Source organism: Eubacterium segne (assembly GCF_014287775.1).
Lineage (GTDB): Bacteria > Bacillota > Clostridia > Lachnospirales > Lachnospiraceae > Eubacterium_G > Eubacterium_G segne.
Map to the genome: position 1 here is coordinate 99554 of NZ_JACOOZ010000006.1, position 18856 is coordinate 118409.

Consider the following 18856-nt stretch of genomic DNA (forward strand, 5'->3'; position numbering starts at 1 on the left):
CAGGGTATGGAGATTAATCAATAATAAGAAGGGGAATATTAATGAGTAAGTTCAAGAAAAGAATCTTTATAATTTCCATGGTTGTTACAATAATAATATGTGGTGTGGCTGCTAAAATGATTATAGACGGTCTAAAACCTCAACAGGAGTATAGTGTTCATTCAGGGATGAAAGTTTCAAATTTAAAGGGAATGTTAGAGCTAAAAAATAATAGCATTGATAATTTTTTAGATAAAGATAATAATATTAAAATAGATTTTGAAATTTACAACTATAATGACAGAAAAGTTAAATATGAAATGACAGTTTTAGTTAATTATCATCAGAAAAGCTTTAAAAAGGATAATTTGGAATTACAAAAATATGAATTTGAATTATCTTCTCAGGGCTGTAATAAATATAGTGTTACATTAGATAAAAAAGCATTTAAGTATCAGGTAAACGATGTTGTTATTGTCCTACGGCAGGACACGGATGTTTATTCAGATGAAAATGAGCTGGTTAGTGATACAAATACAATATGCAGACACTACATAATCGAAAATAATTCCAGTGAGGAAACAATAGTGAAAACTCAAAAAATAAAGATTTCTGAGTTAGATGATGATTTAGATACAGAAGCATCTTTGAAGTGCATGAATATGAAGAAGACATTAGGAATTAGTGTAGATAAAAATCAGAAAATTAAGTTAAAAATAGATATGAAAAATAATGAAATAGGAACAGATTATATATTGGTTTGTCTGCTTAATGGCAATCAGATAAGTATAAATAATAAGGATTATATGACATATTCAGATGATTTAGAGAATATGGAAATTTATGCACCGGACAAATCAGGAAAATATGAAATGGAATTTTTATGCATTCCTAATTTAAGCAATGCCGTGATAAATACAGAAAAAGAAATACCGGTTATAAGTAGTAACAGGTATACACTAGAGGTTGAATGATGTTTAAGTATATAATGATGCAATGGAAACACAAAAAAATAATATTAAGTCTTATGGTGATTGGATTTTTTGTAGGAAGTCTGTTTCTTTCGGTGGGAGCGAGCCTTGTAAAAGAAAATTATAATTACATATTAGACTGCAATTCCGGAGATTATTCTAAACAATTAAATATTGACATGAAAATTAATGAGGGTCTGAACATTGAGAAAATTAAAAGTATTTTTCAGAAATTAGGTAAATATGGGGAGATACAAATTTTATCCCTTGGAGGAGTGGAAACAGATAATGGAGTTTTGCAGATTGTTCCTGTGGAAGCTAAAAATCAGGGTGATTGGCATATACCGATTATTAATGGAAACTATTTAGACGGACAATGTGGTCAGGTTGTTTTAGGAAAAGATGCAGCTGATGCTTTGAAGTCGAAAAAGGGAAAAAATGTGAGTATTAATGGTAAAAAATATAATGTTCGGGGGATTTGCGGAAGGGAAAACAGAGAAACAATATGGGATAATGCCATATATATGGAATTTGAAGACTACATATCATCATTTGGCAATGATTTTTATAATCCACAAAAAAAGAATAATTACATAATGGTATTAAAAAATGGAAAAGATGAATTTATTAATGAATTTGGTGATATTGAACAGAAGTTAAGTAATTATGGTGTTGAAATAGTATATGAGGAAATGGAAAGGAATATAGATGGAAGTTCATTAGACAATTCCATAGCTATTACAGCCATAGCATCGTGTCTGGTATTTTTTATCGCAATAATTAATATTATTAATCTTATGAATTATTGGATGATGGAAAGAAAAAAAGAAATAGGAATTATGAAAGCAATGGGAGCATTAAACGGATTCATTATAAAGTGGGTTGTTGTGGAAATGACCATGATTTCTTCAATGGGCGCAATATTAGCTTTGTTTATTCAGTTTGTAATTAATGTGCTTTTCAAATCTATGCTTGTAAGTTATGGTGTGAATATCAATTTATCCTTTACAAATCTTTTATTAGCAATATTAGTATCCGCATTATGTGGGGTTATTTCAGCGCTTTTAATAGTTCGTAAAAGTGTTATGTTTAACCCAATAGAAGTTATTTCATGTGAGTAGGAGGAAACAAAATGAACGAAGTTCATTTTTCAGGATGTTTCCGACGAAATGCCGCTGACCGAAGGGAGGGGGCACTACATATTACGAAGGGGAAACAAAATGAACGAAGTTCATTTTTCAGGATGTTTCCGACGAAATGCCGCTGACCGAAGGGAGGGGGCACTACATATTACGAAGGGGAAACAAAATGAACGAAGTTCATTTTTTAGGATGTTTCCGACGAAATGCCGCTGACCGAAGGGAGGGGGCACTACATATTATTAGGAGGAAATATGATTAGCATTATTTTGAAAAGTTTTAAGATTCATAAGAAAAAAAGTGTCCTTAACATAATTCAGTTTTCAATTGCATTTTTTTCTTTGCTGTTAAGTATTTGTATGGTGCAGCAGGTTTTGGAATATAGAAGAAACATTGAATCAATTATGGATTCAGATACGGTGCAAATGTCAGTTACAGAGGATGAAAGTGATGACGAAGAGGACGGAGAAGTTGTAGGAAAGGAGCCACCAAAAACTCAAAAAGATAAATACAGCACCATATATGACGAAATAAAAAGTGATACAAATGTCTCTATCGGTATTTTAGACAATATTAGTGTTTATGATGAAAATAATATGGTTGACAATGCTATTATGGTAAATAAAGATTTTATCAATATGGCAAAGTGGAAATTTCAGGATGGCAACATAGAAAAATTGGTAAATTACAATGACGATGATGTTATTCCTGTTATTGTTAGTTATTCATTAAGGGATAAATATAAGCTTAATGAAAAATATAACATAGAATATATGATAGATGAGGATACATATAATGCCACTATTATGGTAGTGGCTGTTGCAGATAAAAATTCTTATATATTTACAGGGAATGCCACATGTATTTCGGATACTATTAAAAATAAAGAAGATTTTATGGTATTTCCTAAAATAGCAGATTTTTCTGATTTGGCTTATGAGAATAATGTTTTAATCAAGGCAAATAGCGATATGGAGAATATTGAGGACAGATTATCAGATGAATATGAAAATGTAGGAAAAAACATACAGTTTATTAGCCTGGAAAGTCAGATTGAACAATATTACAATAAACAGAAAACAGTTATTTTAGCTACAATGATATTTGCAATTATAATTATTGTTTTGTCATTGTTAGGAACAATTGGAACAATATTGTCTAATCTGGTGCTAAGAAAACGGGAATTTGGTATTCATTATGCCATGGGATTATCAAAAAAACATTTGCTTATTATGACATTAGGGGAAGGTATGGTTATGTTTTTCATTAGTTTTGTAATCTCTATAGCAGGGAGTCTTGCAGTAACATTCTTTATGGCATCTGAGGGCTTTAAAATAACATTAGAAAATGTGGCAATTACACTGCTCGTTATGATTGTATGCATGGTTGTATGTGAGTTGCTACCTATGAGAAAAATTGCAGGTCAGGAACCGGTAGAACTTATAAACGAAGGAGCAGGCAAGTAAAATGAATATAATTGAGTTAAAAAATATTAATAAATTCTTTGGAGAAAAAGAAAGCAGACAACAAATATTAAAAAATATTTCTATAAACATTGAAAAGGGTGAAATGGTAGCCATTATGGGACCATCAGGTTCGGGAAAATCAACAATGCTTAATGTTCTGGGATTATTAGATAATAATTATTCAGGAGAATATATGTTGGACGGGATAGAAGCGTCAAAATTAAGCAATAATGAATTGGCAATGGCTAGAAATGAAAAAATAGGTTTTGTATTTCAGAATTTTAATTTAATAAAAGAATTATCTGCAAAAGAAAACGTAAAAATGAGTCTTATATTTTCAAATATTTACAAAAAGGGTAAGGAAAAAATCAGTAAAAAAGTAATGGATAAAAGTTCTTCTGACATCTTAGAAAAGGTTGGATTGAAAAATCACGAAAACAAGAAACCGGGACAGTTATCAGGTGGTCAGCAGCAGAGGGTGGCAATTGCCAGAGCATTAGTTAATAACCCGGAAATAATTTTGGCAGATGAGCCGACAGGGGCATTAGACAGCAAAATAGGCGAGGAAATAATGAAAGTATTTCTTAAATTGAATAATCAGGGGAAAACGGTTATAATTGTAACTCATGATGAAAGAGTCGCACAGATGTGTGGCAGAACCATACATATTAAGGATGGGGTGGTTCAATAAAGTCGTAGGAGAGTGTTAGGATGACAGAAGAAGAAAAGATGATTAGAGGCATGATTTATGATTCATCAGATAAGGTTCTTGCAATGAAGCGTACAAATGCCCATAAGTTGTCAAAGGATTATAATGATACATATGAAGATGAAGTGGAAAAAAGAGAGGAGATACTAAAAGGATTATTGCCCAATATGGGAAAGGGCACAGCCATTCAGGGACCGGTACAATTTGATTATGGAGTAAATACTGTCTTTGGAACAAATTGTTTTGTTAATTTTAATCTGGTGGTTTTGGATTGCTGTCCGGTTATTATAGGCAATGATGTGTTAATGGGGCCTAACTGTACATTGGCAACACCAATTCATCCAATGTTAATAGAAGAGCGTAAAGTTAAGTTTAAGGAAGATGGCACACCATATGATGAAGAATATGCGGCACCAATTAATATTGAAGACGGTTGCTGGCTTGCATCAAATGTAACAGTGTGTGGTGGCGTTACCATAGGAAAAGGTGCCATTATTGGAGCAGGAAGTGTGGTTACCAGAGATATTCCGGAAGGAGTGTTTGCAGCAGGTAATCCATGCAGGGTAATTCGGAAAATTACAGAAAAAGATTCAATAAAATACAGGAAAGAATTATTTTAGTGGGAAAAATCTTCGGGGGGATGGTATAATAGGTTTATCAGATGAGAGCGGTAATATATGGTATTGAGGGGCATAATTAATTGGAGAAAATTATATTAAAAAATGAATTTGAAATAGTAAAAGAAGAGCTAAGAAATCGAATCAAATGGTTACAATTGATTTTTTGAAGAAAGGGGAACGTAATGTATAAAAAATTATATTGCAAGCATAAAATGAAAAAATATTTGATTGTTATATTGATAATGTTTAGTGGTCTAATATTTAATGCATATAACGTAAATAACGTTTATGCCGGGTCGGATAAAACAAACATGACAACGAGTAGCAGGAAAGTAACAGTTAAAGTATTAAAGGCTACAAAAAAACAAATTAAAATTAAGATTAAAAATAATGGGAAAAAAGATTTCTATTTTTCAGAATTGTTTGTTTTAAAGAAACATGGAAAGAATAAATGGAAAAAAGTGAAATTCAGTGAGAAAGCAGTGTTCTGTAAAACGATAGTGGCGGGGAGTGGCAAAAGCGTTACTGTAAAATTAAAATGGAAAAAATTCTTTGGAAAGAATTTGTCTAGAGGAAAGTACAAAATTAAGTTTGTAAAAACAAAATCATTTAAAATTAAATAGTGAAATGGTTAGTTATTAAGTTGTACTAAATGTTGGAAATTTATTTTCATATGTAGATGAGAAAAATCACTTCTATCGTGACAGAGAAGGGAAAAAATACGTTAAACTGGAATTTGTATCATTTGACTTTAGCGGGTATCCATATATGAATTGAATAAAGGGCGTTGTATATTTAGGTTAGTGGAGCTTAAGTGTATAATTTAATCAGAGAAAATGATGAAATCTGGAAAATGCGCTGAGGCTATAAGATACATACAGGCAAAGTCATAAAAGGAGTGGATGTCAGGTATGAAAAGTAATCAACTAATTGATTTTTTAGAAAAAAGAAGGCAGGAAATATACAAAGATGAACGAAGCATATTGAAAGAATATGATGAGTTGCTTATGAAATACGGAGTAGTGAGGGGATATGATGGCGTAACATATAGTGACCTACAAGGCAACGGAAAAGGCATATGATGTCTGGTACTTTTATGACAGCAATGACAGCGTTATCGGTTTTGAGTACAGCCAGATAAGTGAAATGGATAACAGCCTGAAGAAGACAAGGGTATACTATGAGAAAAATCTTCAGGGAGATGTCATCGGACTTCTGGATGCAAGAGGGACAGAAATCGCTACTTATGCATATGATGCGTGGGGAAATATAACTGACACGGTATGTTATGAAGGAAATGAGACTGCATACGCATTAAATCATATAACATATCGAAGTTATTACAGGGATGAAGAGACGGGATTTTATTATCTGCAGAGCAGATATTATGATACTAATATTTGTAGATTTGTTAATGCAGATGATACGGAAATTATAGGAATTAATGAAGGAAGTATATTTAAAGATAATTTATATGTTTATTGTAATAATAATCCAATAAAATATATTGACCCTAGTGGATATTGGGTAGTTTCAGCAGGAATTGAGTTGGGTGCTGCCTTTGTATTAGGACTTTATGTTATGGTGGGTGTAAATTATGATGGAACAAATTTATCAGTAACACTTGCATTTGGAGTACTTTGTATTACTAATGCGTCTGCATATATTAGTGGTTATCTTGCGTATTATCCTAAAAAGAAGAATGTAAATAGCTTAAATGGAATTGGTTTGTCAACAGGAGCATCGTTTAGTGTTGGTATACATCTATCTGGTTCAGGAGCTGCAGAACTATCACAAAATGGAAATGGATTTTCAGCAAGTGTTGGTTATGGAGCATCTTTTGCACCTATTCCGTATTGGCAAGTTAAAGGTGGATGGACTTGGACAATAGTTAAATGGAAATTATCTAGTATAAAAAATGGGACATCAGTAACAAAATCTCATATAGGTGCTAAAGTTAAAGTGACAAAATATTCTCAATATACCAATATATATATTTATGCGATGAAAAAAACGATTCGTGTATATAATAATAAAAATATAAGGATATATTAGTTATGAATATTGGAAAAAAATTTTTTAAACATATTAAAATAGTAAATATCTTAGTATGTATCTTTTTAACGATTGTATTGGTGCCGGCAATGGTAATGAATATATGTGAAGGAAAGTGGAAAATTGTTCTTTTGTGTATATTGGCGATAGAAATGGGGGGAGGAATAATGCTCTTTCTTTTTAGACATTATCAAAATATGGTAATAGGGGTTCATTTAGTGAATGGTGAAACAGTGGAGATTGTTACTAATAAGGAGATTTTTCGTTACAAGATAGGGCAAGTATCAAAAATAGAAAAAGAGTCAGGTCGAATATGCATATATTGTTGTGGAGAAAAGGGAGAAAGAAAATTCACTTATCAGACGATATATTTTGTAAAAGAGCATATGCCCGACATTAAATCTTGGAAAAGAAAGTTAATTTATACTACATTTGTTGGATTTGATGAGTAAAAAATAAAGAATGAAAGTGTTAAATAACAAGTTGTAAGTAAGATGCAACATTTATAATATCATAAAATGTTGTGCCTTGCTGGTTTAAAACTCACTAGCCACCTGCATAGCAGGAGACTAGTGAGTTTTAACTTATGGGTCGTGCCCCTGTTGAGTCCGCAAAGCGTGCGAAACATAAACCACCCGCTATGCGGGTGCGCGGTAGATGTTATACAAAAAATCACATTTCCATTTATAATAAGGTTGTTCAAGCCGATTATAAACGAAAGGAAAGGTGATTTTAATGGCAAATAAGACAAATGATGTGTAAGTATCACATAGTATTTATCCCAAAGTATATGAGAAAAGCAATATATGGAGCATACAGGGAAAATACACGTGATATATTGATAAAACTATGCGAAATGAAATAATAGATGAGTTGATAGTTAACAGTACTTGCCCTACAAATTCGCTTTCAATTAAAATACCTGTTACCTATGCTCTGCGGTTAGTTCAGATAAATTGGGCAGACATTATGTTTGCAATAGAAAATGATTATTTTGATATTGAAGCAGCAGTTGAATATGCCGTGCATTTAATGGAACTGGATCAAAGTGATGATTTAATAATAGAATTGGCGTGTATAAAGGCAAATGAGTTGATTCGAGAAGAAATAATAGAAAACTATATAAATAAATTTGTTGAACGAACAACAGTTGAAGAAAGACAAGAAGCAAAAGATAAAATACTTTATGCTGTTATGAATTATTTGTATGAAAACAAACAAATCTTCGAAAACCCTGCTACAGTTATTGAAGTAGTGTATGATGATTTTGGATTTCCAGAATCAATGAAAAAGGTTGTTAGTTACATACCTTCGAAAAATGAGTTGGATAAAGAAAACAATTTATTTTATAATAATTGGAGTGAATATTTATTACAGCAAAGAAAAAAATTAGTGCGATTGAAAAGGTAGATTAAAAGAATACTGTGGAATATAATAAAAAACAGGACTACCGGTATTATGTACTGATTAGTCCTGTTTTTTTTTGAAAACGGAATGTTTTTCATGGGAAAATCCAAACCGAATTCTCAAATATTATTTATTGTTATTTTTTACTTCCTGCATTTTCATTGCACGGACTTTCAAAGGAAGACCGAATAATGTGATAAATCCTTCAGCATCGTGGTGGTCATATAAATCACCTGTTGTAAATGATGCAAGACTTTCACTGTATAATGAATATGGAGAAGTTGTTCCGGCTTTAATGATGTTTCCTTTGTAAAGTTTAAATTTAACTTCGCCTGTAACATATTCCTGAGTTGATTCAACAAAGGCCTGTACAGCTTCACGAAGAGGAGTAAACCACTTTCCTTCGTAAACAATCTGTGCCATTTTGTTGCCCATATCTTTTTTCGCATTCATTGTATCACGGTCAAGAACTAATTCTTCAAGCTGTTTATGAGCTTCCATAAGAATTGTTCCACCGGGAGTCTCATAAACACCACGGGACTTCATACCTACAACACGGTTTTCAACAATATCTACAATACCGATACCATGTTTTCCACCAAGTCTGTTTAATTCACGTATAATATCAGATACCTTCATCTGCTTTCCGTTGACTGATGTAGGAACACCTTTTTCAAAAGTCATTGTAACATATTCACCTTCATCAGGAGCTTTTTCAGGGGTAACACCTAATACTAAAAGGTGGTCGTAATTTGGCTCGTTAGCCGGATTTTCAAGTTCAAGACCTTCATGGCTGATATGCCAGAGGTTACGGTCACGGCTGTAGCTTTGGTCTGTTCCAAATGGAAGATGAATACCATGAGCCTTACAATATTCAATTTCAGCTTCACGGGAATCCATTGTCCACTTATCATCTCTCCAAGGAGCAATGATTTTAATATCAGGAGCTAATGCTTTAATGGCAAGCTCAAAACGAATCTGGTCATTTCCCTTTCCTGTAGCACCGTGGCAAATAGCAACAGCACCTTCTTTTCTTGCAATTTCAACTAATTTTTTTGCAATACCCGGTCTTGCCATTGAGGTACCAAGTAAATACTTGTTTTCATAAACTGCACCTGCCTGTACACATGGAACAATGTAATCATCACAGAATTCATCTGTAATATCTTCTATGTATAATTTAGCTGCACCTGAATATTTAGCTCTCTCATCAAGTCCGTCTAATTCATTTCCCTGTCCGCAGTCTACACAACAGCAAACAACGTCATAATCATAATTTTCCTTTAACCAAGGGATGATAGCTGTAGTATCAAGTCCGCCTGAATATGCCAAAACAACTTTTTCTTTTGCCATTTTACAAATCCTCCAATATATTTTCTTATTTTAAATGTCTAAATCAAAGACATAACTCTAACATCTGATACTATACATCATGGATGCATAAAAATCAAGAAAAAAATGAGATTATATGAATAATTTATGAAAGTTGTGTATAAAACTTGCATAATTTCTGGGATGGGTGTATAATATGCCAGGATGTGAAGCTTGGACTTGTATTTTAATAATGAAAAGACTAAAATATCATATCAGAGTAATTGATAAAAAAGAGAGGTTTTGTGATGATTAAAGTAGGAATTATTGGTGCTACGGGATATGCGGGAGTTGAGATAGTACGTCTTATTCAGCAGCATAAGGAAGCAGAAGTAATATGGTATGGTTCAAGAAGCTATGTGGATCAAAACTACGGAGACGTATTTAGAAATATGTTTAAAATAGTTGATGCCAAATGCCTCGATGATAATATGGAGAAACTTGCAGATGAAGTTGATGTGATATTTACAGCTACACCTCAGGGATTGTGTGGCTCATTAGTTACCGAAGAAATTTTAAATAAAGTTAAGATAATAGACTTAAGTGCAGATTTCAGAATAAAAGATGTTGCTACATATGAAAAATGGTACGGAATAAAGCACCAGAGTCCACAGTTTATTGATGAAGCTGTGTATGGACTTTGTGAGATAAACAGAGATAAAGTTAAAGGGGCAAGACTTATTGCCAATCCGGGATGTTATACAACCTGTAGTATTCTTTCGATTTATCCGTTAGCTAAGGAAGGATTAATTGATCCGAAATCCATTATAGTGGATGCAAAGTCAGGTACATCAGGAGCCGGAAGAGGAGCTAAGGTTCCTAATCTTTTCTGTGAAGTAAATGAAAATATTAAGGCGTATGGGGTAACTACCCACAGACATACACCGGAAATAGAGGAACAGTTAAGTTACGCAGCAGGTGAAGAAGTGATTATTAACTTTACACCTCATCTTGTTCCAATGCAGAGAGGAATTTTGGTAACTGCATATGCTAACCTTAAAAAGAAAGTTACATATGATGAAGTCAGGGCAATATATGACAAGTATTATGGAAATGAATTTTTCATAAGAGTATTAGATAAAGATGTGTGCCCTGAAACAAGGTGGGTAGAAGGAAGCAACTTTGTTGACGTAAACTTTAAAATAGATGAAAGAACAGGCAGAATTATTATGATGGGTGCCCTTGATAATCTTATAAAGGGAGCTGCAGGTCAGGCTGTCCAGAACATGAATTTATTATTTGGATTAGAAGAGAATGAGGGACTGAAGCAGGTTCCTATGTTCCCATAAGGAGGATATACAATGTTAAAGAAGATTAAAGGCGGAGTTACTGCTCCATTAGGATTTGCTGCAATGGGACTTAGAGTAGGAATCAAAGAGGGAAATCCAAAGAAAAAAGATATGGCAATGATTTATAGTGCAACCCCGTGTGTGGCTGCCGGTACTTTTACTACTAATCAGGTTAAGGCTGCCCCGGTTAAATGGGATAGGGATATTATTTATTGTTCACCTTTTGTACATGCAGTTGTATGTAACAGTGGTGTTGCCAATGCCTGTACAGGAGAACAGGGTATGAAGTATTGTGAAGAGATGGCACAGGCTACGGCAGATGCACTTGACATAAAGAAGGATGAGGTTTTAGTGGCATCTACAGGTGTTATTGGAGCCCAGTTGCCAATGGACAAAATTGTCAACGGAATAGGACTTTTAGCTCCAACACTGGATGAAACAGAGGAAGGTGGTCATATGGCTGCCCAGGCAATAATGACTACTGACACAATGCCAAAGGAAATTGCTTTTGAATTTGAAATTGGCGGGAAAAAATGTAAAATAGGTGCAATGTGTAAAGGTTCAGGAATGATTCATCCAAATATGTGTACAATGCTTGGATTTATCACAACGGATGTAAGAATTTCAAAGGATTTACTTTATCATGCATTAAGTGAAGATATAAAAGATACATTTAATATGGTATCTGTTGATGGAGACACATCAACTAACGATACGGTACTGCTTTTGTCAAACGGACTGGCAAACAACAGAACCATTATGGTTATGGATGAGGATTATTACAAATTTGTGGAAGCACTTCATGAGGTAAATGTTTATTTGTCAAAGAAAATTGCAGGGGACGGGGAAGGTGCCACAGCACTTTTTGAAGTTAAAGTTATTAACGGAGAAAGTAAGGAACAGGCAGTTACCCTTGCAAAGTCAATCGTAACTTCAAGTCTTACAAAGGCTGCAATTTATGGTCATGATGCAAACTGGGGAAGAATTTTGTGCGCAATGGGATATTCTAATGCAAAATTTAATCCTGACATTGTAGATATTTATTTTGAAAGCAAAGCAGGAAAAATCAAGATAGTAGAAAATGGTATGGCAACAGATTACAGTGAAGAGGTTGCCACAAAGATTCTTTCAGAAAACGAAGTTACAGCTATTGCAGACGTGAAAATGGGAGAATATGAAGCTACGGCATGGGGATGTGATTTAACCCATGAATATGTAAGCATTAATGCGGATTACAGAAGTTAATATAAAAAAGGAAGAAGAGAGGCAAAAGGTAATGTTAATGAAGGGACAGCAGAATTTACATATGGAAAAATGGATAGAGAAAGGAGATGTTCTTATTGAAGCATTGCCTTATATCCAGAGATTTAACAGAAAGATTATTGTTGTAAAATATGGCGGAAGTGCCATGCTTGACGAGGATTTTATGACAAGTGTTATTCAGGACATAACATTGTTAAAGTTAGTAGGCTTTAAACCTATTATTGTTCACGGCGGCGGAAAGGCAATCAGCCGTCATATTGACAGATTGGGAATGGATACAAAGTTTATTAATGGTTTGCGTGTAACAGATGATGAAACATTAGATGCAGCAGAAATGGTTCTTAACAGTGTAAACAAAAAACTTGTTCAGATAGTGGAACAGTTAGGGGTAAGAGCTATTGGAATAAGTGGTAAAGATGGAAGACTTTTAACAGTTAAAAAGAAATTATCTGAAGGAGAAGATATAGGATATGTAGGAGAAGTTACAAAGGTAAATACAGATATTTTATTAGATTTGTTAGAAAAGGATTTCCTTCCTATCGTATGTCCTATTGGTTTAGATGAAAACTTCCACGGATATAACATTAATGCTGATGATGCTGCCAGTGCCATAGCAGAAGCTGTAAAGGCAGAGAAACTTGCATTTTTAACAGATACGGAAGGGGTTTACATGGACCCTGATAATGCAGCATCTGTTATATCTGAAATGACTGTTTCAGAGGCACAAAAGCTTATTGATGATGGAATAATTGCAGGTGGAATGCTTCCAAAAATTAAAAACTGTATGGGAGCCATTAAAAACGGAGTATCAAGAGTACATATTTTAGATGGAAGAATACCTCACAGTATTTTGCTTGAAATCTTTACCAACAAAGGTATTGGAACAGCAATTTTAGATGATGAACAGGAAAAGTTTTATACAGATACTGAATTAGGAAAGTAGGAGAAGAAAATGACAACACAGGAATATATGGAGCTTGGAGACAAATATTTTGTACACACATATAACAGATATAAAATCGTAATGGATAAGGCAAAGGGTGTGTATATTTATGATGCAGATGGAAAAAAATATCTGGATTTTGCATCGGGAATAGGTGTTGCCAGCTTAGGCTATGGAAATAAAAAATATACAGATGCAATTAAATCACAGATTGATAAAATAATGCATACATCTAATTTGTTTTACAATGAGCCGGCAGTTTTAGCAGCTGAAAAATTAGTTAAGGCTTCAGGGCTTGAAAAGGCATTCTTCACAAACAGTGGTGCAGAAGCCATAGAGGGTGCATTAAAAATGGCAAAACGTTATGCTTATGACCGTGATGGAAAGTCAGATCATGAAATAATTGCCATGGGACATTCATTCCACGGAAGAACCATGGGAGCTTTGGCACTTACGGGAAATGAGCATTATCAGAAGCCTTTTGGCCCTATGATTTCAGGTATAAAGTTTGCTGAATATAATGATTTAGACAGTGTAAAGGCATTAGTAAATGATAAAACATGTGCCATTATTTTAGAACCTGTTCAGGGTGAAGGCGGTATTTATCCTGCTGATAAGGAATTTATTGAAGGAATCAGAAAAATATGTGATGAAAAGGATATTTTAATGATTTGTGATGAGGTTCAGTGTGGAATGGGTCGTACAGGAGAAATGTTTGCATTTCAGAATTATAATGTAAAGCCTGACATAATCGCATCTGCTAAGGCATTGGGATGCGGGGTGCCTGTTGGAGCCTTTGTGGCAGGAAAGAAATGCTGCAACTCTTTAGTGCCTGGAGACCATGGAACAACCTACGGTGGAAATCCTCTTGTTACATCAGCAGTTAATGCAGTTTTTGACATATATGAGGAAGAAAATATCCTTGAAAATGTAAAAAATGTAGGCGCTTATTTGGAGGAAAAACTGGATGAGTTGGTTAATGAAAATAAAAATATTGTTTTAAGACGTGGAAAAGGTTTAATGCAGGGACTGGTTCTAAAAACACCTGTGGGAGATACAATTAACAAGGCAATAGAAAAAGGACTGCTGGTTATTTCAGCAGCGGGAAATGTACTTAGATTATTGCCACCACTTATTATAACAAAAGAAAATGTTGATGAAATGATTAATATTCTAAAAGAATGTATATAATAGTAATTAAGAAAGTGTATCAGGGTTTAAATACTTTGACACTCTTTTTTTCTGGTTTTTATGTAAAATTTATGTTAAAATTTTACATAGACTTTACATAGGAATGTTAAGGTACTATTCTGTATAGGAATGTAATTAAAATAATTTAGAAATTAACATTGCATAGGAGATAAGACATTATGGATTACACAATGATGAATTTAGTAATGGATTTACTAAGTGGTCTGGCGCTGTTTCTTTTTGGTATGAAATACATGAGTGACAGTTTACAGCAGGCAGCAGGACAGAAGCTACGTGGCATACTTAACAGATGTACCACAAACAAATATAAGGCAGTTGTATTTGGAGCTTTATTTACTGCATTTATACAGTCATCAGGAGCTACAACAGTTATGGAAGTTGGCTTTGTAAACGCAGGAATTATGACATTAGGGCAGTCTGTTGGCATAACTTTCGGTGCTAATATAGGAACAACAATAACATCCCAGTTAGTATCATTAAAGCTTACTGCAGTGGCACCTTTTATTATCTTTATTGGAGCAGTTATTCTTTCTTTTTTCAAGAAACCGTTATTAGATAAAATTGCCGCAGTAATATTCGGATTTGGTTCATTGTTTTTAGGAATTAATTTTATGACAGATGCATTACAGCATGTACCTGAATTTCATCAGTTTGATGTGTTGTTTGAAGCACTTAACAATCCGGTTATAGCTGTTATTACAGCATTAATTGTTACAACAATATTACAAAGTTCATCAGTTACGGTAAGCGTTCTGGTTCTTTTAGCAGGAGCCGGACTTGTGGAACCATTGCCATGTCTTTTCTTTATTTTAGGAGCAAATATCGGTTCATGTACTCCGGCTGTTATGGCGGCAATGTCAGCCAGCAGAAATGCCAAGAGAGCGGCATTTATACATTTAATGTTTAATGTGGTAGGACTTGTTGTATTTTCAATTATTCTTATTTTTGCAGGGGAACATGTTATAAATGGAGTGTTTGCCATAAGCGGAGCAGAAAATTTCAAGAGATTTGTTGCTAACGCAGATACCATATTTAAAACAGCTCAGTGTGTAATTCTTCTTCCATGCTCAAATCTTCTGATTAAGTTATCAAGAAAGGTTATTCACGCAAAACCGGGTGAAGAGCATGACGAGGATGAAATGATTCTTAAGTTTATTGGAACATCAGGTGCAAGAACTCCGGCTACTGTATTGGTTGAAGTGGTTCAGGAAATTGAGAGAATGTCAGAAATGGTTGAAACTAACTTAAAGCTGGCATCGGAAGCACTTATTGATAAAAAATACGAAACAGCAGAAGAAGTATATAAAAGAGAGAAATATATAGATTATTTAAGTCATGGAATAACCGAATATATGGTTAGTGCTAACAGATATGATCTCCCTTTAAAAGACAGGGAACGTTTAGGCGGACTGTTCCATGTTATTATTGACGTAGAAAGAATTGGTGACCATGCTGTCAACATAATGGATGATGCCTTAAAGGAGAAAAAACAGAAGATAGAGTTTTCTCCGGATGGAATTAATGAACTGAAAGTTATGTATGACAAGGTTATTGAAATTTTTGAAAAAGCCAGAGAAATTTTCGTTAAAGAGGATGATTCTACTTTTGAGGAAATTAATAAATTAGAAGATACTATTGATCAGATGAAGATAGATTGGCAGGAAGATCATGTGGAAAGAATGGCAGCAGGCAAATGCTCCATTGAATCAGGTCTTATATTTACGGATTTGATTATAGGATATGAGAGAATTGCGGACCACGCCATAAATATCGCATACTCAATACTTCCTGAAAAAAAATAAAACACTGTTTATAATTTCGCAGGGAGAACAGAATGCAGAAAATATATATAGTAGAAGATGATAAGAATATTGCAGAAATCGAGCAATTCGCACTGAAAAATGCAGGATATAGTGTGGAGATTTTTAAAAATGCAAAGGATTTTGAAGAAAAAATAAAGGCTGAATATCCTGATTTGGTTATTCTTGATGTTATGCTTCCGGACAGAGACGGTTTAAGCATACTCAGGGATTTGAGAACAGGTGCAGGCACTGCAAAGATTCCGATAATAATGGTTACTGCAAAGACTACTGAAATGGATAAGGTTAAGGGATTAGATCAGGGGGCAGATGATTATATTACCAAGCCTTTTGGAATAATGGAACTTATATCAAGGGTTAAGGCAGTGTTAAGACGGGCAGGTTTAGATGATGCCGCCATGAATCTGGAGTTTGAGGGGATTGTTCTTGATGATGCAAAACATCAGGTTACCATTGATGGAAATCCATGTGAACTTACTTTTAAGGAATATGAATTATTAAAAATGCTTATGCAAAATTCAGGAATTGTCCTTCAGCGTGGACAGATATTAGACCGTGTGTGGGGAATTGATTATGAAGGGGAATCAAGAACTCTGGATATGCATATAAAGACATTGAGAAAAAAAATGGGTGACAAGGGAGCATTAGTACAGACTGTAAGAAATGTGGGATATACATTGAATTACAGAAAGGACAGATAGAGTGAAAAAGAAATTATATTCAAGAATGACAAGTATTTCTGTTGCCATGATGTTGCTTACAATGTGTATTACAGTTGTAGTTTTTCACGGATTGTTTAGCGAACAGGTAATGGAGGACTTGAAAACCCACGTTCATATTTTAAAATCAACGGAAGCTGTTTTGGAATATGTGGAAAAGGATTTTGATCCTCAAATTGACAATTTGAGAATTACCGTTATTGATAGTGACGGAAAGGTAATATATGACAGCAATGCTGATATTGGAACCATGGAAAATCATGGAAATCGTCCTGAAGTTCATGAGGCTTTAGAAAAGGGAAGTGGAGAGGCAAAAAGAAAATCCAGTACCCTTGATAAAACCACGTATTATTATGCGGAAAAAATGAGTGACGGAAGAGTTATCAGAGTTGCAAAGGAAGTTTTAAGTATCTGGCAGTTCTGCTTTAACATTTTGCCAATACTTATGGCAGAAATGTTACTTACGGTAGTTATCTGTCTTGTGGCATCAAAGCTTTTGGCAAAGAGATTGGTGGAACCTATTGAGCAAATGGCTCAACATTTAGACGATGATCAGGTATTAGAAAGTTATGAGGAAATCCAGCCGTTTCTTGACAAAATTCACAGCCAGCATAAGGCGTTGAAGAAAAGTGCCAATATGCGACAGGATTTTACGGCAAATGTGTCCCATGAACTAAAGACACCGTTAGCAGCTATTTCCGGATATGCTGAACTTATTGAAACAGGAATAGCAAAGGAAAAAGATATTAAACATTTTGCCAGTGAAATACATAAGAGTGCTAACAGACTTTTATCACTAATTAATGACATCATTGAATTGTCTCAGTTAGATGTTATGGATGGAAATATGGAAAAGGCTCCGGTGGATTTAAGTGATGAAGCACAAAATTGTGTGGAAATGTTACAAATGCATGCTGAAAAGCATAAAATAACCCTTCTTGCTAAGGATATAGAAAAGAATTGTATTATTTATGGAAATCAGAATATGATTCAGGAGATTTTATATAATCTTTGTGACAATGCCATCAGATATAATAAGCCAAAGGGCCATGTGTGGGTTTCAGTGTTTGAAAAGGATAGTAAGATTATTTTAAGGGTAAAGGATGATGGAATAGGAATTGCCCCAAAGGAGCAGGAGCGTATTTTTGAAAGATTTTACAGAGTTGACAAGGCACGTTCAAAGAAAACAGGAGGAACGGGACTTGGTCTTGCAATAGTTAAGCATATAGCAGAACAGCATAATGCTGAAATTGTGATTAAAAGTGAAATAGGTCAGGGAACTGTTATTTCCATTGAATTTACAAAAATTGAAAAAGATGCATAATGTAGAAAAATCCGGTAATCATATAACTATTAAGTTTTAAGGAGAGTAGTTATGTGGGGATTTATAATAGCATTAATTTCAGGAGCACTTATGAGTATTCAGGGTGTTTTTAATACAGAAGTTACAAAAAGCAGTAGTGTATGGGCCGCCAATTCGTGGGTACAGCTGACTGCTTTTTTTGTTTGCGTAATAGCATGGTTTATAACCGGAAAACAAAATGTTACGGGAATGTTTCAAATGGAAAACAAGTATATGCTGTTAGGAGGCGTTATAGGAGCATTTATTACTTTAACGGTAATTAAAAGCATGGATAGCTTAGGGCCGGCTCAGGCGGTAATGATAATAGTAATTTCACAGATAGTAGTGGCATATCTTATTGAGGTTTTTGGATTGTTTGGAGTTGAAAAAACAGGTTTTGAATGGAGCAAATTAGTAGGTGCTTTAGTGGCAATTGTAGGAATTTACATTTTTCACCGATAAAAAATATTAAAATTGTTCAATTTGAATGTTGCTAACTTTTTTATATTTTGTATAATTATATTATATGCGTTCATGGGGAAACTCCAATA

General features: G+C 34.1%; 19 protein-coding genes and 1 pseudogene. 19 read left to right on the forward strand and 1 reads right to left on the reverse strand.

Annotation, left to right across the window (positions count from 1 at the left end; translation table 11 throughout):
- Window positions 1-41: 41 nt before the first annotated feature.
- The 11 genes and pseudogenes from H8S00_RS09335 to H8S00_RS09385 all read left to right on the forward strand — a co-directional run bounded on the left by H8S00_RS09335 (window position 42) and on the right by H8S00_RS09385 (window position 8349).
- Window positions 42-953, forward strand: a complete 912-nt coding sequence (locus tag H8S00_RS09335; protein WP_186840457.1) for a hypothetical protein — start codon at window positions 42-44, stop codon at window positions 951-953.
- A gap of 53 nt (window positions 954-1006) precedes the next feature.
- Window positions 1007-2071 carry an ABC transporter permease gene (locus H8S00_RS09340; protein ID WP_186840458.1) on the forward strand — a complete coding sequence of 355 codons (1065 nt, stop codon included), beginning with the start codon at window positions 1007-1009 and terminating at the stop codon, window positions 2069-2071.
- Between the two features lie 272 nt (window positions 2072-2343).
- Window positions 2344-3555, forward strand: coding sequence for an ABC transporter permease (locus H8S00_RS09345; protein ID WP_021953790.1), 1212 nt, complete (start codon window positions 2344-2346; stop codon window positions 3553-3555).
- A 1-nt stretch (window position 3556) separates the two neighbouring features.
- Complete coding sequence (locus H8S00_RS09350) at window positions 3557-4246, forward strand: ABC transporter ATP-binding protein (protein WP_021953791.1); 690 nt, start codon at window positions 3557-3559, stop codon at window positions 4244-4246.
- Window positions 4247-4266: 20 nt separating this feature from the next.
- Window positions 4267-4884 carry a sugar O-acetyltransferase gene (locus H8S00_RS09355; RefSeq protein ID WP_021953792.1) on the forward strand — a complete coding sequence of 206 codons (618 nt, stop codon included), beginning with the start codon at window positions 4267-4269 and terminating at the stop codon, window positions 4882-4884.
- A 182-nt stretch (window positions 4885-5066) separates the two neighbouring features.
- On the forward strand, window positions 5067-5507 hold the full coding sequence (locus H8S00_RS09360; RefSeq protein WP_186840459.1) for an immunoglobulin-like domain-containing protein: 441 nt from the start codon (window positions 5067-5069) through the stop codon (window positions 5505-5507).
- A gap of 288 nt (window positions 5508-5795) precedes the next feature.
- On the forward strand, window positions 5796-5966 hold the full coding sequence (locus H8S00_RS09365) for a hypothetical protein (RefSeq protein ID WP_021953794.1): 171 nt from the start codon (window positions 5796-5798) through the stop codon (window positions 5964-5966).
- Window positions 5935-6939, forward strand: a complete 1005-nt coding sequence (locus H8S00_RS09370; protein WP_186840460.1) for an RHS repeat-associated core domain-containing protein — start codon at window positions 5935-5937, stop codon at window positions 6937-6939. The genes H8S00_RS09365 and H8S00_RS09370 overlap by 32 nt, the downstream gene beginning before the upstream one ends.
- Window positions 6940-6941: 2 nt before the next feature.
- Window positions 6942-7391, forward strand: coding sequence for a hypothetical protein (locus H8S00_RS09375; protein ID WP_021953796.1), 450 nt, complete (start codon window positions 6942-6944; stop codon window positions 7389-7391).
- Window positions 7392-7690: 299 nt separating this feature from the next.
- Window positions 7691-7801, forward strand: a pseudogene (locus H8S00_RS09380) (transposase); the annotation flags it as partial.
- The gene (locus tag H8S00_RS09385) at window positions 7789-8349 is read left to right on the forward strand and encodes a DUF2247 family protein (RefSeq protein WP_021953797.1); all 561 of its coding nucleotides are present in this window, start codon (window positions 7789-7791) and stop codon (window positions 8347-8349) included. The pseudogene H8S00_RS09380 and the gene H8S00_RS09385, both read left to right, overlap by 13 nt.
- Window positions 8350-8472: 123 nt before the next feature.
- Here H8S00_RS09385 and H8S00_RS09390 read toward each other — a convergent pair whose 3' ends face one another.
- Entirely contained in the window at window positions 8473-9699 is a 1227-nt protein-coding gene (locus tag H8S00_RS09390; protein WP_021953798.1) for an argininosuccinate synthase, read from the reverse strand.
- A 266-nt stretch (window positions 9700-9965) separates the two neighbouring features.
- Between H8S00_RS09390 and argC the strand changes: the two genes are divergently transcribed.
- From argC to H8S00_RS09430, 8 genes are all read left to right on the forward strand, one after another.
- Window positions 9966-11006 carry an N-acetyl-gamma-glutamyl-phosphate reductase gene (gene argC, locus H8S00_RS09395; RefSeq protein WP_021953799.1) on the forward strand — a complete coding sequence of 347 codons (1041 nt, stop codon included), beginning with the start codon at window positions 9966-9968 and terminating at the stop codon, window positions 11004-11006.
- Window positions 11007-11018: 12 nt separating this feature from the next.
- The gene (argJ, locus tag H8S00_RS09400; protein WP_186840462.1) at window positions 11019-12251 is read left to right on the forward strand and encodes a bifunctional glutamate N-acetyltransferase/amino-acid acetyltransferase ArgJ; all 1233 of its coding nucleotides are present in this window, start codon (window positions 11019-11021) and stop codon (window positions 12249-12251) included.
- Window positions 12252-12282: 31 nt separating this feature from the next.
- Window positions 12283-13212: an acetylglutamate kinase gene (argB, locus tag H8S00_RS09405; protein WP_021953801.1), complete on the forward strand. Its 930-nt coding sequence runs from the start codon at window positions 12283-12285 to the stop codon at window positions 13210-13212.
- 9 nt (window positions 13213-13221) lie between these two features.
- Window positions 13222-14403: an aspartate aminotransferase family protein gene (locus H8S00_RS09410; protein WP_021953802.1), complete on the forward strand. Its 1182-nt coding sequence runs from the start codon at window positions 13222-13224 to the stop codon at window positions 14401-14403.
- 179 nt (window positions 14404-14582) lie between these two features.
- Entirely contained in the window at window positions 14583-16226 is a 1644-nt protein-coding gene (locus H8S00_RS09415; protein ID WP_021953803.1) for a Na/Pi cotransporter family protein, read from the forward strand.
- 32 nt (window positions 16227-16258) lie between these two features.
- Window positions 16259-16945, forward strand: a complete 687-nt coding sequence (locus H8S00_RS09420) for a response regulator transcription factor (protein WP_021953804.1) — start codon at window positions 16259-16261, stop codon at window positions 16943-16945.
- A gap of 1 nt (window position 16946) precedes the next feature.
- A complete protein-coding gene (locus tag H8S00_RS09425) occupies window positions 16947-18287 on the forward strand; it encodes a sensor histidine kinase (protein WP_021953805.1) in 1341 nt (446 codons plus the stop codon).
- A gap of 51 nt (window positions 18288-18338) precedes the next feature.
- Entirely contained in the window at window positions 18339-18767 is a 429-nt protein-coding gene (locus H8S00_RS09430; RefSeq protein ID WP_186840463.1) for a DMT family transporter, read from the forward strand.
- Window positions 18768-18856 lie beyond the last annotated feature (89 nt).

What these genes read in the sequence shown, in the direction of transcription:
- H8S00_RS09385 (WP_021953797.1), top strand. Translation starts at nt 7,789, where the DNA reads ATGCGAAATGAAATAATAGATGAGTTGATAGTTAACAGTACTTGCCCT.
- H8S00_RS09365 (WP_021953794.1), top strand. Translation starts at nt 5,796, where the DNA reads ATGAAAAGTAATCAACTAATTGATTTTTTAGAAAAAAGAAGGCAGGAA.
- H8S00_RS09345 (WP_021953790.1), top strand. Translation starts at nt 2,344, where the DNA reads ATGATTAGCATTATTTTGAAAAGTTTTAAGATTCATAAGAAAAAAAGT.
- H8S00_RS09350 (WP_021953791.1), top strand. Translation starts at nt 3,557, where the DNA reads ATGAATATAATTGAGTTAAAAAATATTAATAAATTCTTTGGAGAAAAA.
- H8S00_RS09430 (WP_186840463.1), top strand. Translation starts at nt 18,339, where the DNA reads ATGTGGGGATTTATAATAGCATTAATTTCAGGAGCACTTATGAGTATT.
- H8S00_RS09420 (WP_021953804.1), top strand. Translation starts at nt 16,259, where the DNA reads ATGCAGAAAATATATATAGTAGAAGATGATAAGAATATTGCAGAAATC.
- H8S00_RS09375 (WP_021953796.1), top strand. Translation starts at nt 6,942, where the DNA reads ATGAATATTGGAAAAAAATTTTTTAAACATATTAAAATAGTAAATATC.
- H8S00_RS09415 (WP_021953803.1), top strand. Translation starts at nt 14,583, where the DNA reads ATGGATTACACAATGATGAATTTAGTAATGGATTTACTAAGTGGTCTG.
- argJ (WP_186840462.1), top strand. Translation starts at nt 11,019, where the DNA reads ATGTTAAAGAAGATTAAAGGCGGAGTTACTGCTCCATTAGGATTTGCT.
- H8S00_RS09340 (WP_186840458.1), top strand. Translation starts at nt 1,007, where the DNA reads ATGGTGATTGGATTTTTTGTAGGAAGTCTGTTTCTTTCGGTGGGAGCG.
- argC (WP_021953799.1), top strand. Translation starts at nt 9,966, where the DNA reads ATGATTAAAGTAGGAATTATTGGTGCTACGGGATATGCGGGAGTTGAG.
- H8S00_RS09390 (WP_021953798.1), bottom strand. Translation starts at nt 9,699, where the DNA reads ATGGCAAAAGAAAAAGTTGTTTTGGCATATTCAGGCGGACTTGATACT.
- H8S00_RS09410 (WP_021953802.1), top strand. Translation starts at nt 13,222, where the DNA reads ATGACAACACAGGAATATATGGAGCTTGGAGACAAATATTTTGTACAC.
- H8S00_RS09335 (WP_186840457.1), top strand. Translation starts at nt 42, where the DNA reads ATGAGTAAGTTCAAGAAAAGAATCTTTATAATTTCCATGGTTGTTACA.
- H8S00_RS09355 (WP_021953792.1), top strand. Translation starts at nt 4,267, where the DNA reads ATGACAGAAGAAGAAAAGATGATTAGAGGCATGATTTATGATTCATCA.
- H8S00_RS09360 (WP_186840459.1), top strand. Translation starts at nt 5,067, where the DNA reads ATGTATAAAAAATTATATTGCAAGCATAAAATGAAAAAATATTTGATT.
- argB (WP_021953801.1), top strand. Translation starts at nt 12,283, where the DNA reads ATGTTAATGAAGGGACAGCAGAATTTACATATGGAAAAATGGATAGAG.